Origin of the sequence: Halomonas sp. AOP27-A1-41 (assembly GCF_052378605.1) — a bacterium.
Classification (GTDB): Bacteria; Pseudomonadota; Gammaproteobacteria; order Pseudomonadales; family Halomonadaceae; genus Vreelandella; species Vreelandella citrativorans.
The window spans coordinates 112710-127037 of record NZ_JBQSXT010000001.1 but is presented as its reverse complement, the minus strand read 5'-3'; the positions used below and the strand labels follow the sequence as shown (position 1 = coordinate 127037).

Below are 14328 nucleotides of genomic sequence, written 5' to 3'. Positions count from 1 at the left end.
ATGACGACCTCGCTGCCCTTTGCGCTTTTTTGGCCATTGCTGGTTGGAGGGATGGGGACGATCATCTTCGAAGCCCTCCTTAACCCTCGCCCTCAGCCGCTTTGGCGGCGTGGTCTGGCGGCCAACTGCGTCCATTTAGGCAGCTGGCTATTGCTGTTTGGCGCGTTTATTCTGGTGCTTCAGCGGCCCTGGTTTACGGTGGTGTTTATTCTGGCGCTTCAGTTGGTGCTCGTTCAATCCAGCAATACAAAATCTCGCACACTCTGTGAGCCGTTCATCTGCCACGATTTTGAGTACTTTTGGGATGCCATTCTTCACCCTCGCCTTTATGTGCCCTTTTTTGGGACCGGCCTTGCCATAGCCGCCATTGGCGCGGGAGCCGCAGCCATCGGAGCGTTTCTGTACTGGGAACCTTCGCTCGTATCTCAGTGGGGCGGGCAACGCTTTATCACGCACTGCGGCTTACTCGTCGCAATAGGTGCGCCGCTTATCGCCTTGGGCTGGCGGGCACTCGCTCCCACCACATTGAACCCGGTAGATGACATAAATCGTTTGGGATTATTTGCAAGCCTATGGGCCTATGGCATCGCCCTTATGCGTTCATCTCCTCCCGCGCCTGAACAATCCCCGTTTTATCTGTTAACCCAAAAGATTGAAGCCAGTCGCCTCACCGCAACATCGAACGTACGTCCTAATGTCGTACTGGTGCAAAGCGAATCCTTTTTCGACCCACGCCCCTGGCACCCTGACATTAGTGACAGCTTATTAAAGAATTTTGATGCTACGCGCTTACAAGCGCAGCTGCATGGCGAGCTGAAGGTGCCCGCGTGGGGTGCTAATACCGTGCGTACCGAATGTGCTGTACTTACCGGACTTTCACCGGCCGCGTGGGGCCCGCGCCAATTTAACCCCTATCGCACGCTGTCGCGCCATCCACTGCCAAGCCTGGCCAGTACATTTAAGGCAGCGGGGTACCGTACGGTATGCGTTCACCCCTACCCCGCCAGCTTTTATATGCGCCATAAAGTGATTCCCCCGTTAGGGTTCGACCAGTTTATCGATCTCACCGGTTTTGAGAGTAGCGACAAGCAAGGCCAGTACATCGGTGACCTGGCCGTTGCACGAAAGGTTGGACGCCTGCTTGAAGATAGCGATAATGGGCCTCTTTTTATATTTGTGATTACCATGGAAAACCATGGGCCGTTGCACCTGGAAGCACCTCACCAGGAAAGCCTCGCGGCTGCACTGCCCACAGCGCCTTGGCCGCTACCTGCACATTTACACGATTTAGCCGTGTACTTGCGCCATCTAGGCGAGGCCGACAAAATGTTGGCTAGCGTTAAAAGCACGCTGGATGAACATAAGCGGCCAGGATTGCTGGGCTGGTATGGTGATCATGTACCTATATTGCCCGAAGCGTATGAGCACTTCTCGTTACCGGCTGGCACGACGCCGTACATGATATGGTCGACGCAGGCTAAAGAGTGGTCGAACGACTTTATGCCCGAACAGCATGACACGTGCGCGTTAACCGCCAGTGAACTTGGCGTCCAGCTATTTAAACAAGCGTTTGGACACGATATAAGTAGCGATGTGATCAAGGCAGAACCAGAACCTCAGGAGCAAGAATGACTAGACGCGTTGCCATTATCGGCGCCGCCCATCGTTTCCCCGGCACCACCCCTGAAACGTTCTGGCAGGACCTGCAAGCCGAAAAAGATCTGGTCACCCAAGTGGCCTATGACCGCTGGAGCCATGAGGCTTTTTTGCACCCCGACAAGCGCCACCCAGGCACCAGCGTTACCTTTGCGGCAGGAAGCCTTGGCGACATCAGCGGGTTTGATGCCGAGTTTTTTGGTATTTCGCCCCGCGAAGCGGCCAATATGGACCCACAGCAGCGCATGCTGCTGGAGCTCGCTTGGGAAGCCATCGAAAGCGCCGGCATCGTCCCCAGCAGCTTACGCGGCAGCCAGTGCGGCGTGTTCCTGGGGGTCGCCAGCCTTGACTACTCGTATCGCATGGCGGATGACATGGCGGCCATTGATGCGTCAACCGCGACGGGTAACACGTCAAGTATTGCCTCCAACCGTCTCTCTTACGTGTTTGACCTGCATGGCCCAAGCATGTCGCTGGATACCGCCTGTTCGTCATCCATGGTGGCGTTCCACCAAGCCTGCCAATCCATTCGCAGCGGCGAAACGACCATGGCGCTGGCGGGGGGTATCAGCCTTCACCTACACCCTTATGGGTTCATTATATTCTCCAAGGCGAGCATGCTCTCGCCAACGGGCCGCTGCCAGGTGTTTGATGATTCAGGCGATGGCTACGTGCGCTCTGAAGGCGCGGGGCTTTTCCTGCTCAAGGATTACGACCAGGCGATCGCTGACGGCGACAATATTCTCGCGGTGGTCGCTGGCTCGGCGGTGAATACCGATGGCCATAAATCAGGCATTACGGTACCCAACCCCAGCGCACAGATTGACCTAATGCGCCGTGCCTACGAACAGGCGGGCATCAGCCCCGACGAGATCGACTATCTGGAAGCCCACGGCACGGGCACCGCCGTTGGCGACCCAATAGAAACCCGCGCCATTGGTGAAGCCTTGGGCAAGTATCGCCAGGCCCCCCTGCCGATTGGCTCTATAAAAAGTAACGTCGGCCACTTGGAAACGGCGTCAGGGGTCGCGGGGCTTGCCAAAGCGCTTTATAGTCTGCAACACCGTGAAGTGCCTGCTACCATCGGCATTCGCAAGCTTAATTCACGCATCAAATTTGATGAATGGAACCTGCATGTCGTTACCAAAGCGCAGCCTCTTAAAAAAGAGGGCCGCTTGGTCATCGGGATTAACTCGTTTGGCTTTGGTGGCGCCAATGCCCACGTTATTTTAGAAAGCGCACCCGAAAAGCCGACAGCACCTGGCCACACATCCGCTCATGCACTGCCCATCCGACTAAGTGCTAAAAGCCAGGACGCACTTACGGATAGCGCTCACTTATTAGCAGAGCATCTCATAGAAGGCAGCAGCGCTTTCTACAATGTTGCCCATACACTGTTTAACTACCGTGAACAGCACACCTTTGGCGCATTTTGCTTTGCGCAAACGCCAGAAGAAGCCGCAGCGGCGCTGAGCCAATTTGCCAAGGGCGAAGACACCCCGCATGTGATCACGCTGGAACGACTGCCCAATGCGCGTGGCCCGGTATTTGTTTATGACGGCAATGGCTGCCAGTGGGAAACCATGGGCCGTGAATTGCTCAATACAGCCCCCGTTTTTGCCGATGCTATTGACCGCGTGGACAGCCTATTTCAGCAGCACGGCGATTTCTCGCTACGTGCTGAACTTGAGGGACAGAACGGAGAGAACCGCTTCGAGCTTACCGAAATCGCTCAGCCAGCCCTGTTTGCTCTACAGGTCGCGCTAACAGAATGGCTAAAAGCGCAGGGCATTATACCTACCGCTGTGTTTGGGCATAGTGTCGGGGAAGTCGCTGCAGCCTGGGCTGCAGGCGCACTCAGTCTTGAAGACGCCGTCAAGGTCATTTATTTCCGCAGCTTTTATCAAGGCAAAACCCGCGGCAAGGGCGAAATGAGCGCCGTCGCCATGAGCGCCGAAGACATAGCGCCATGGCTTGCCAAGCCAGAATTTGACCAGGTTTGCCTCGCGGGTATTAACAGCCCTAAAGGCATCACGCTGGCAGGTAACCGCGATCAACTGGCCGAGCTTGAAGCCGCGTTAAGTGAACAAGGCACTTTCGCTAAGCGCCTACCGTTGGACTACGCCTTCCATAGCCCCGCCATGGATAGCATCCAGCAGGGGGTTATTGATGCCCTGGCCGACATTACCCCTTGTAAAACACAGCTGCCCTACTACTCAACGGTTACCGGTGAACTTAGCCTGGGCACTGAGCTTGACGCCACGTATTGGTGGAAAAACATCCGCGAACCGGTCCTGTTTGATAACGCAGCCACCGCGCTGATACAACAAGGTTATAACGTATTTGTAGAAGTTGGCGCGCATCCCATTTTGCGCCGCTACCTCAATGAAACACTGCGCCAGCAAGAGCGTAAAGGGCTGGCAATTGGCACTATTGAGCGGCACAAGCCTGGTCTTGAACAACTGCAACAAAGCGTTGGCCAGTTACTGTTGAGCGGGCTCTCATTTGATATGCGTCATGTGTTCCCCGTGGAAGGCCAACGTACCTTACTGCCCCGCTACCCATGGCAACGCACGCGGCACTGGGTCAGCAGCACACAAGACAGCCAAGGACTACTGTCACGCTATTACCAGCATCCTCTACTGGGCTACCCGCTGGCGCAGCAAGAGCACACCTGGGAAAGCCAGCTGGACATTAAACGTCAGCCTTGGCTTGCCGATCACGTGGTGGGTGAAGGCGCGGTGTTCCCCGGTGCCGGATTTGTTGAGCTAACCCTGGCCGCCGCACTACAGCAAAAAGATACCCCGCTTTTGGATATCGAAGAGCTGGAAATTCGTGCGCCCCTTTTGCTGGATGGGCCTAACGGTCGTGCTCTGCGCTTAGCGCTCAATTCGGAAGACGGCCGCATCGCCATTCACTCCCGCGAACCAGCCAATGGTCACGAATGGCAGTTAAACGCGGTAGCGCGCAATATGCACGAAAGCCGTGGCTTTCTGCTCAACCGTCGGGCACCTAAACTGCCTTCGCGCGCACCGGACTACACGCTAACGGAACACCTGCAAATGGCCGAGCGCATCGGCCTGCACTATGGCCCTGCCTTCCAGGCAATTAGCCACGGATGGATCGAAGATAACGCCGTCATCGGCGCCATCGATTTATCCAGTAACGTGCAGGCACAGCTAGCGACGCTTCACCTTCATCCCGGCATTCTGGATAGCGCCTTCCAGATGTTTATCCCCTTGCTAGCGCAGCACAGCGAATTTGCCGCACAGCTTGCGTTTGTGCCTGTTCGGGTTGGTCGTATACAGGTCAACCTCGAAGCGGGTGTGCCGGTACTGGCTCGCGCCGTGATGGGCAAACGCGCGCCCCACTCGTTTACCGCAGATTTTGAACTGTACGATGCGAATGGAAACGCCGTGGCCGTGCTGAGCCAAACACGCTTCAAGGCGATTCGTTTGAACCGCGCGCATCATCAATCGTTTAGCTATCTGGATATCGAGCTTACGCCAGCGCCGCTTGACGCCAAGCCACTGCCCCTGGCGGCCGATGCCCTAAACCGCTTGGCGCAACTAAGCGGCCACTACGCGTCATATACCGGTCAACGCTACGCCCAGGAAGTCGCTCCGTTACTCGATAGCCTAAGCGAAGCATTTACCCAGCATGGCTATGCCATTGAAGGTGACGAGGAAGCACTGGCGCCCGAAGCTATCTGGCAACTACTGGTGCAGGATTACCCCGACTATTTTGCACCGATTCACCTGGTGGGCCGCTTGGGCTTGCACCGTGATGCACTACTCAGCGGCACGACATCGCTTGAGACACTGGGCATTACCACTGAGCTAATGGCGAGGCTAAACCGTGTACTGATCGGTGAATGCGGTTGGCAAGCGCTTGCCACTGAGCTTGGCAGCCTGATCGAAGCGTCACTTTCCCTATTGGGCCAAGGCAAGCGCCTGCAACTGCTTGAAGCGGGCCCCTGCGCGCCTGCGCTGGGCCAGCGTCTGCTGGAACAGCTAGCCAATGCAGGCCAGGCAGGTAATCACCACTACCGAGTGATTACCACGCATGACAGCGCACGCCACCAGGCAGAACAGCTGCAAGAGCGCTACCCGCTTATTGATGTGCAGTCGCTGGATGATGCGCCACACACGTTAGCAAACGCAGAAAAAGCCCAGCTCGCCTTCATCAGTACCGATGCCACTCAACCTGCTCGCACGCGCCAGCTGATTGAAGCCTTGCCTGCCCAGCTGGCTCCTGGCGCCCACCTTATGGTAATGGGTATATCCCCCAGCCAGTGGCTAGACGACGTGCTGGCAACGCCAGGCATCGACCAGACGGCACTGGAACACAGCACACTAAGCGATTGGCTAAGTGCCCAAGGCTTTATGGTTTCAGCCCCTATTGAGCTTGAAGAGAGCTCGGCGGGCGCTTACCTGCTGCATGCCCAGTTGCCACTGGCATCCGTCACTCCTCAGGCGGATGAAAGCCTTGCCGACACGCCTTGCCAGTTAATCATCACCGACCCGACCAACGAGGCGCTTGCGGCGCGCTTGGCTAAAGCACTTACCGCACACCAGGCCAAGGTCCGGGTTGAGCAAAGCAACGACGCACCCGATACGCTATTGCAACATACACTCGGCGAATGGGGCGATGCTGCTCAAACGTTGAATGTGATTGACCTGCGCGACCTGGGCGGTAGCGACACCAGCGTGCAAACCTTGCGTTGCTATCGTGCCCAGCAGTGGAGCCTGGCGCTGGAAGCGGCCAAACTCAGCTCGGCAACACTATGGCTTACCACTCAAGGTGTTAGCCTGCTTTGGCACACTCAGCAAACACAGCAAGCACACGACAACGTACCCGATGATGCGGCACTTTGGGGCTTTGGTCGCTCGCTTGCCAATGAAGCCGTGGGGCATACGGCCAGCCTGCTGGATATCCCCCATGAGGTTAGTGATGCAGCGTTAAGTACATGGGCTGCATCGCTGACTATCGCGGACAGCGAAAACGAAGTCGTCATCCATGCAGGCGGTGAACGCTTTGCCACCCGCTTGCGCACCTTGCCTGCACCAGCACCTCAACGAACCGTTAGTACGCCTGCCCATCAAGCAATGACCCTCGGCTTTGCTCTACCCGGGCAGTTGCGCCAGTTACAGTGGCGCCCACGAGCGTTACCTGCGCTTAAGGCCGATGAGGTTGAGGTCAAGGTAAAAGCTACCGGGCTTAACTTCCGTGACGTGATGTACACGCTCGGCCTGCTTTCTGACGAAGCGATCGAGAACGGCTTTGCGGGGCCAACCTTGGGTCTTGAGTTCTCTGGTGAAGTTATTGCCGTGGGCGACAACGTTACTCACGTAGCCCCAGGGCAAGCCATCGTCGGCTTTGGGCCAGCCAGTTTTAGTGACCGGCTGATTGCTAGTCAGCACGCGATAGCGCCTCTTCCAGAAGACGTGAGTTACGCCGCCGCTGCCACCATCCCGACCACGTTTTTTACCGTGTACTACGCGCTTAAACACTTGGCACGCCTGGAGCCAGGCGAAAAAGTCTTGATTCATGGTGCAGCCGGTGGTGTCGGTATTGCCGCGCTGCAAATTGCCCAATGGCTTGGCGCGGAAATTTACGCCACAGTGGGTTCGGAAGAGAAACGCGACTTTTTACGGCTAATGGGCGTGGAGCATCTTTATGATTCCCGCTCGCTCACCTTTGCTGAAGAAATTCTTGAAGACACTCAGGGCGAAGGTGTCGATATCGTACTGAACTCACTTGCCGGGGAAGCCATCAACCAAAACCTGCGCGCCCTGCGCCCCTTTGGTCGATTCCTGGAACTGGGTAAGCGCGATTTCTACGAGAATACCCACATTGGCCTGCGCCCTTTCCGCAATAACTTAAGCTATTTCGGTATCGACTCCGATCAGCTAATGAAAGTACAGCCTGCGCTGACCCAGCGGTTGTTTGGCGAAATGATGGCGCTGTTTAACGACGGCACCCTCAGCCCGCTACCGTTTACCGCGTTCAGCCATAGCCAGGTAATCGATGCTTTCCGCTATATGCAGCAAGCGCGCCAGATCGGCAAAGTCGTCGTTACCTACGAGCAGCCTGTTGCGCCGCCCAAGAGCGAAGCGCTGGGCCGTGAAACGCTGAGCCTATCAAACGATGGCAGCTACCTGGTAACCGGCGGCTTGGGCGGGTTCGGCCTTAAAACCGCCCAATGGCTGGTAAGCAAAGGCGCTCGCCAACTGATTCTGCTTAGCCGCAGCGGCCCGGGCAGCGAAGAAGCACAAGCTGCTATTGCGGATTTTAATGCTCAGGGCGTACAGGTAATGGCCGCAGCCTGCGACATTACCAACCACGACGCACTGGCCAGCGTGCTAGCTCGCGCCAAGGATGAGCTGGGCCCGCTGCGCGGTATCGTGCATGCCGCCACGGTGATAGATGACAGCTTGATCCGTAACCTGGACGCCGAACGCATTCAAAAGGTGCTAACGCCCAAAATAGAGGGTGCTCGCCACCTGGATGCGCTAACGCGTAATGAGCAATTGGACTTCTTTATCCTCTACTCGTCAGCGACCACGCTATTTGGCAACCCAGGTCAGGCCAATTACGTGGCTGCCAACCATTGGCTCGAAGCGTTTGCCGCTAATCGTCGTGCTGCCGGTCTTCCCGCCACATGTGTACGCTGGGGTGCTATTGAAGATGTCGGTTTCCTGGCGCGCAACTCTCGCACGCGTGACGCACTGCAAGAGCGTTTAGGCGGTTCTGCCCTTCGTTCAGATGACGCGCTTAACGTGCTTGAGCAGATGCTGGTATCACCCGGCCCCAGCCTTGGCGTGCTGGAGCTTGAATGGGGAGCGCTCGCCCGCTTCTTGCCGACCGCCAATGCGCCACGCTTTAACGAGATTGCCCGTGCCAGCGATGACGACAGCAGCAACGATACCGATGACGATATCAGCGCTCTGCTTGCCGACCTTTCCCCGGAAGAGCTGCATAGTACGGTCACAGAGCTCCTTCGAGCAGAGCTTGCCAGCATCCTGTTAATTGAAGAGGAAAAGATTGACGTTAATCGCTCGGTCTACGACATGGGTTTTGACTCGCTGATGGGGGTCGAGCTGATGACAGCAATCGAGAACCGCTTGGGTGTTCAGGTGCCGGTAATGATACTTAGCGAAGCCTCAACGCTTAACAAGCTGGCGGGTGTGCTGATTCAAAAGCTCCATCAGCATGACGGCGATGTTGAAGAAGCACCGCAAGATGCGTTAGCCTCTCTGGCCGCTCGCCACGGGGCAGGCGGGCTCACCGAGCCAGCATCAACATCATCGACAACCGAGACACCATGACCGCTAAGCGCTCTGATTTAAAACGGCAGCTGTTGGAACAAGCACGTAAACGTACGACGCCACGCGCAACGTCCAACACTGCCGCCCCTTCACAGGGCAACGACTCAAGCAATCCGGTGCCCGAGCGCTTTACGCGGTTTGATGCCCACCCAGGCTACCAGCAGCTTGCCATGCTGCGCCAGGGTGCTGAACAGTTGGGGTTAAAAGACCCCTTCTTTAAGGTGCATGAAGGCATTGCCGGAGCAACCAGCGTTATTCAGGGGCAACCGTGCATTAACTTCGCCAGCTACAATTACCTTGGCTACTCGGGTGACCCGCGCGTTAACCAAGCCGCTTGCGAGGCGGTGACGCGTTACGGCAGCTCCGTATCGGCCAGCCGAGTCGTTTCTGGTGAGCGCCCTATTCATCGGGAGCTGGAACACGCCATTGCCAAGGCGTATCAGGTCGATGATGCGGTCGCGTTTGTAAGCGGGCATGCCACTAACGTATCAACGCTTGGCTATCTGCTTGGGCCTAAAGACCTCGTGCTACATGACGAGTATATTCACAACAGCTCACTGGTTGGCGCGCAGCTTTCCGGCGCCAAACGCATATCGTTTTCGCATAACGACCCCGATGCCCTCGACGCCTTGCTTAGCCGTCATCGGCATCAATTTGAACGGGTGATTGTCGTCATCGAAGGGCTTTACAGCATGGATGGCGACATTCCTGATCTGCCCCGCTTTATCGAGCTCAAAAAGCGGCACCAGGTATGGCTAATGGTTGATGAAGCACACTCCTTCGGCGTTATGGGTCATAACGGCTTGGGGCTTCATGAGTACTTTGCCATCGACCCACGTGATGTAGATATCTGGATGGGCACGATGAGCAAAACGCTCTCCGGCTGCGGCGGGTACATTGCGGGCACTAAAGCGCTGGTTGAAACGCTGCGCTACTTTGCGCCCGGTTTCTTGTACAGTGTGGGGATGCCTGCCCAGGTCGCCGCCCCCTCTCTCAAAGTGCTAGCGCTTATGCAGCAAGAGCCTGAACGGGTGGAAAAGCTTCACTCGATCTCGCGCTACTTCCTGCAGCAAGCCAAAAAGCACGGCATGGATACCGGGCACAGCATCGGCGCCGCCGTTGTTCCCATCATTGTGGGCAGTTCACCGCTGGCAGCACACCTCTCTCACACGCTGCTTGAACAGTACCACATCAATGTTCAGCCGATTCTTTACCCAGCCGTACCGGAAAAGAGCGCCCGGCTACGCTTTTTCCTTGCCTATGATCATACTCAGGCACATATCGACCAAACCCTAGAAGCGCTAGCTACACTGCTCGCCCAGGCACAGAGCTAACGGCATGGAACCCACTGACCTAGAGCTAACCACTTCCGAGACCAGCATTGAAGAGCGCGCCCTGCCCAACTGGTACGTTATTCAGTGCAAAGGCAGCGAATCATTCCGTGCGGCCGAACACCTCGCTCACCAGGGTTATGAGGTGTTTCATCCAGTACTGAATGTACAACGCAAGCGCCAGGGCAAGCTTGCCACGGTGAGCGAACCGCTGTTTCCCTATTACCTGTTTATTCGTTTAGACTTGGTTGTCAGCAATTGGCGCCCCATTCGCTCTACCCGTGGTGTATTACGCCTGCTGACGTTTGGCAATACGCCCATTAGCGTGCCCAATACACTGGTGGAGACGCTTCGCGCCCAACCTCACCGCTTAGAAGGGAGTCATACCTATTTCTGCGCGGGCGAAAAAGTCACCATTACTGACGGCCCCTTTAAAGACCTCGATGCTATATTCGAGCGCTGCAAGGGCGAAGAGCGCGCCATTGTGTTGCTGAATGTACTCCAGCGCCCGCAACACCTTAACGTGCCGATTGAACTGTTGCGTAAGCCCTGAAAGGTGAGCCCCCCAACGGTTCGCTGCGGCCTGCTTCGCCTAGGGTTTGTACGAAAAGTCGCTGAGCGAAGACCAGACAAGGCAAAAATCAGCGAAAAAACGGAGTTTACATGGGTAAATAAATAAGGTAATCCCCCGGCTTTGCCGGGGGACTACCCGAGGTTTGACCGTGTGATGCGGTCAAAGGGAACCTCCAATCTCAGCCAAGAGATAGGAAGTTCCCAATGAGAGAGTACCAGAGTCTTGCTCACACAACATGGAACTGCAGGTATCATGTCGTGTTCATCCCCAAAAAGCGAAAGAAGGCGATCTTTGGTGGTATCCGAAAACACCTTGGTGAGGTGTTCCATGAGCTGGCAAGACAGAAGGAGTGCCAGATTGTAGAGGGGCACCTGATGCGTGATCACGTTCACATGTGTATCAGCATCCCTCCGAAGCACTCGGTGTCACATGTGGTTGGCTACATCAAAGGGAAGAGTGCGATATCTATAGCCAGAAATTTCATGGGCAGATCGCGAAATTTCTCTGGTGAAAGCTTCTGGGCGAGAGGTTATTTCGTCTCGACAGTAGGGCTTGATGAAGGAATGGTAAGGGCCTATATCCGGAATCAGGAAAAGGTGGATGAGCATTATGATCAGCTCAAATTTGGAATGTGAGGCAGCCGCCTTCAGGCGGCTCAGATTCTTGCCCCTTTGAGGGGCTAACAATATAAAGCCCCCGGCTTTGCCGGGGGATACTTACTGAGTATTTTGAGCTGATTTTTAACGCCGTATGGTCGAGCGCAAGCAGTTTTCGTACAAAGCCTAATACGTAATCAAGGCTATCAGAAGACGTTCATAAGATTATCCTGCTAATGTTGAGCCCTACAGTGGCCTGCTTGGCATATCGTACAAGGATAATTCAATGAACCTCGACCCTCATTACTACCCGGCCGCCTCCCGACGCATGGTGACGTTGGGTAAGCGCGGCATGGTCGCCACCTCCCAAACGCTTGCCGCCCAAGTGGGTGCCGATATTCTGCGTAATGGCGGCAACGCGATTGACGCGGCGATTGCAACAGCCGCCGCACTTACCGTGGTTGAACCCACCTCCAACGGTATTGGCAGCGATGCATTTGCCCTAGTATGGGTGAAGGATACATTACACGGCCTTAATGCCAGCGGCAGAGCCCCAATGGGGATTAGTATTGACGCCGTACGAGAGCTTGGCCTGGATGCAATGCCCGCCCACGGACTAACCCCAGTGACCGTACCCGGCGCCCCCGCTGCCTGGGCCACGCTTTCTGAGCGCTTTGGCACGCTTCCCCTTGCGACACTGCTGGCCCCGGCGATTACCCTGGCCGAAGAGGGCTTTGCGGTTTCTCCCGTGGTGAGTCAGCTATGGCACAAAGCCTTCACCCGTTACAAGCAGTACAACCGCCCTGAGTTTGCCCCCTGGTTTGAGCATTTTACACCACACGGCCATGCCCCAAAAGCGGGCGACATTTGGCATTCACCCGACATGACCAACACGCTACGCGCGATAGCTGAAAGCGGCGCCAATGCGTTCTACGAAGGCGTGCTAGCCGATGCCATGGATGCTTTTTCGCGCCAGCATGGGGGCTTTCTACGCAAGGAAGATCTTGCTGCCTTCACGCCGGAATGGGTTGACCCTATTAGCACTCGCTATCGCGGTCATGATATCTGGGAAACTCCGCCCAACGGCAGCGGTTTAATCGCGCTACAGGCACTCGGCATGCTGGAAGCACTGGGCGATGAGCCACGCGATGCGGTTGAGTCGCTGCATCGCCGCATCGAAGCGACCAAGCTGGGCTATGTGGATGGGCTGCGTTATATCACCGAGCGAGAAGACATGGCACCAAGCGTCGAACAGATGCTCTCACCGGCCTACTTGGCACAGCGCAGTAAGCTGATCGGAAACGAAGCCATTGACCCTGTACACGGCAATCCACTTCTGGGCGGCACGGTGTACCTCGCAACAGCAGATGACGAAGGCAATATGGTCTCGTTTATCCAAAGCAACTTTGAAGGCTTCGGTTCAGGTATTGTCGTGCCAGGCACCGGTATCAGCCTGCAAAACCGAGGCTGGTCATTCTCGCTTAACGAAGAAGACGCTAACGTGTTGCGCCCCGGCAAGCGCACCTACCACACCATTATCCCCGGCTTTATCACCAAGGATAATCAAGCGGTCGGCCCCTTCGGCGTGATGGGCGGTTACATGCAGCCTCAAGGCCACGTACAGGTAGTTACCAGCCTACTGGAAGACAGGCTCAACCCACAGGCGGCACTGGACCTACCGCGCTGGAAATGGGTAGCAGGCAAAACCGTTGCGGTGGAACCCGGCTTTCCCGACCACCTCGCCCAAGCATTAGAACGGCGCGGGCATCACATCGTCAGGACGAACGATGCGCTGACCTTTGGCCGCGGGCAAATCATCCTACGCAACGCCGCCACCGGCACATTCCAGGGCGGCACCGAACCCCGCACAGACGGCGCCGCCCTGCCCATATAGCGCCGGTAAACGCCATTACCGCGCCCGATGGTTAAGCCTCGCCACACCAACATGGCAATTGTAGCGCGCGGTAACGCAGGCGAGGAACGAGCCTGCGGCACCCGCGAAAGGCGGCGCCAGCTGCCCGGGTGTGCCGCCCCGGCCTGGAGCCGCACCCAACCCTAACCCCGGCAGCGCGGGGCGCTGCTTTTGCGGGTGCGCTTCGCTTACCGCGCACTACGATTGAGCCACACCGTGAATCACCACCACGATAATAAATGCCGCGCCCGATGGTTGAATCACGCCACAACAGCATGGCAATTGTAGCGCGCGGTAACGCAGGCGAGGAACGAGCCTGCGGCACCCGCGAAAGGCGGCGCCAGCCGCCCGAATGTGCCACCTAGGCCTGGAACCGCACGCAACCCCGGCAGCGCGGTGCGCTGCTTTGCGCCGGGCCGCCGCTGCGGGTGCGCTTCGCTTACACCGCACTACGGTTACAGCACTCTGCATCGACATACGCAGAATTGTAGCGCGCGGTAACGCAGGCGAGGAACGAGCCTGCGGCACCCGCGAAAGGCGGCGCCAGCCGCCCGGGTGTGCCGCTCAAGCCTGGAACCGCGCCCAACCCTCACCCCGGCAGCGCGATGCGCTGCTTTTGCGGGTGCGCTTCGCTTACACCGCACTACGGTTACAGCACTCTGCATCGATATACGCAGAATTGTAGCGCGTGGTAACGCTGGTGAGGAACGAACCTACGGCACCCGCGAAAGGCGGCGCCAGCCGCCCGGATGCTCCGCCTAGGCTTGAAACCGCCCCCAACCCCGGCAGCGCGGTGCGCTGCTTTGCGGGTGCGCTTCGCTTACACCGCACTACGATCGCGTCATATGAATTACCGCACACAATAACAATGCCGCGCCCGACGGCTGAGTCACGCCTCACCAACATGGCAATGATGGCTGGCGCTACG

At 56.9% G+C, this 14328-nt stretch carries 6 protein-coding genes; all 6 read left to right on the top strand.

Annotated features, from left to right (window positions below; all coding sequences use genetic code 11):
- The 6 genes from ACT3TC_RS00470 to ACT3TC_RS00445 all read left to right on the top strand — a co-directional run bounded on the left by ACT3TC_RS00470 (nt 1) and on the right by ACT3TC_RS00445 (nt 13382).
- Nucleotides 1–1632, top strand: coding sequence for an LTA synthase family protein (locus tag ACT3TC_RS00470; protein WP_444638722.1), 1632 nt, complete (start codon nt 1–3; stop codon nt 1630–1632).
- Entirely contained in the window at nt 1629–8987 is a 7359-nt protein-coding gene (locus ACT3TC_RS00465) for an SDR family NAD(P)-dependent oxidoreductase (protein ID WP_444638720.1), read from the top strand. Before ACT3TC_RS00470 ends, ACT3TC_RS00465 begins: the two co-directional genes overlap by 4 nt.
- A complete protein-coding gene (locus ACT3TC_RS00460; RefSeq protein ID WP_444638718.1) occupies nt 8984–10321 on the top strand; it encodes an aminotransferase class I/II-fold pyridoxal phosphate-dependent enzyme in 1338 nt (445 codons plus the stop codon). The genes ACT3TC_RS00465 and ACT3TC_RS00460 overlap by 4 nt, the downstream gene beginning before the upstream one ends.
- A 4-nt stretch (nt 10322–10325) precedes the next feature.
- Nucleotides 10326–10871 (top strand): transcription/translation regulatory transformer protein RfaH, encoded by a 546-nt coding sequence (rfaH, locus tag ACT3TC_RS00455; protein WP_444638717.1) that lies wholly within the window; start codon nt 10326–10328, stop codon nt 10869–10871.
- A 224-nt stretch (nt 10872–11095) separates the two neighbouring features.
- Nucleotides 11096–11527, top strand: coding sequence for an IS200/IS605 family transposase (gene tnpA / locus ACT3TC_RS00450; RefSeq protein ID WP_087721126.1), 432 nt, complete (start codon nt 11096–11098; stop codon nt 11525–11527).
- Nucleotides 11528–11774: 247 nt separating this feature from the next.
- Nucleotides 11775–13382: a gamma-glutamyltransferase family protein gene (locus ACT3TC_RS00445; protein ID WP_444638715.1), complete on the top strand. Its 1608-nt coding sequence runs from the start codon at nt 11775–11777 to the stop codon at nt 13380–13382.
- Nucleotides 13383–14328: the final 946 nt, after the last annotated feature.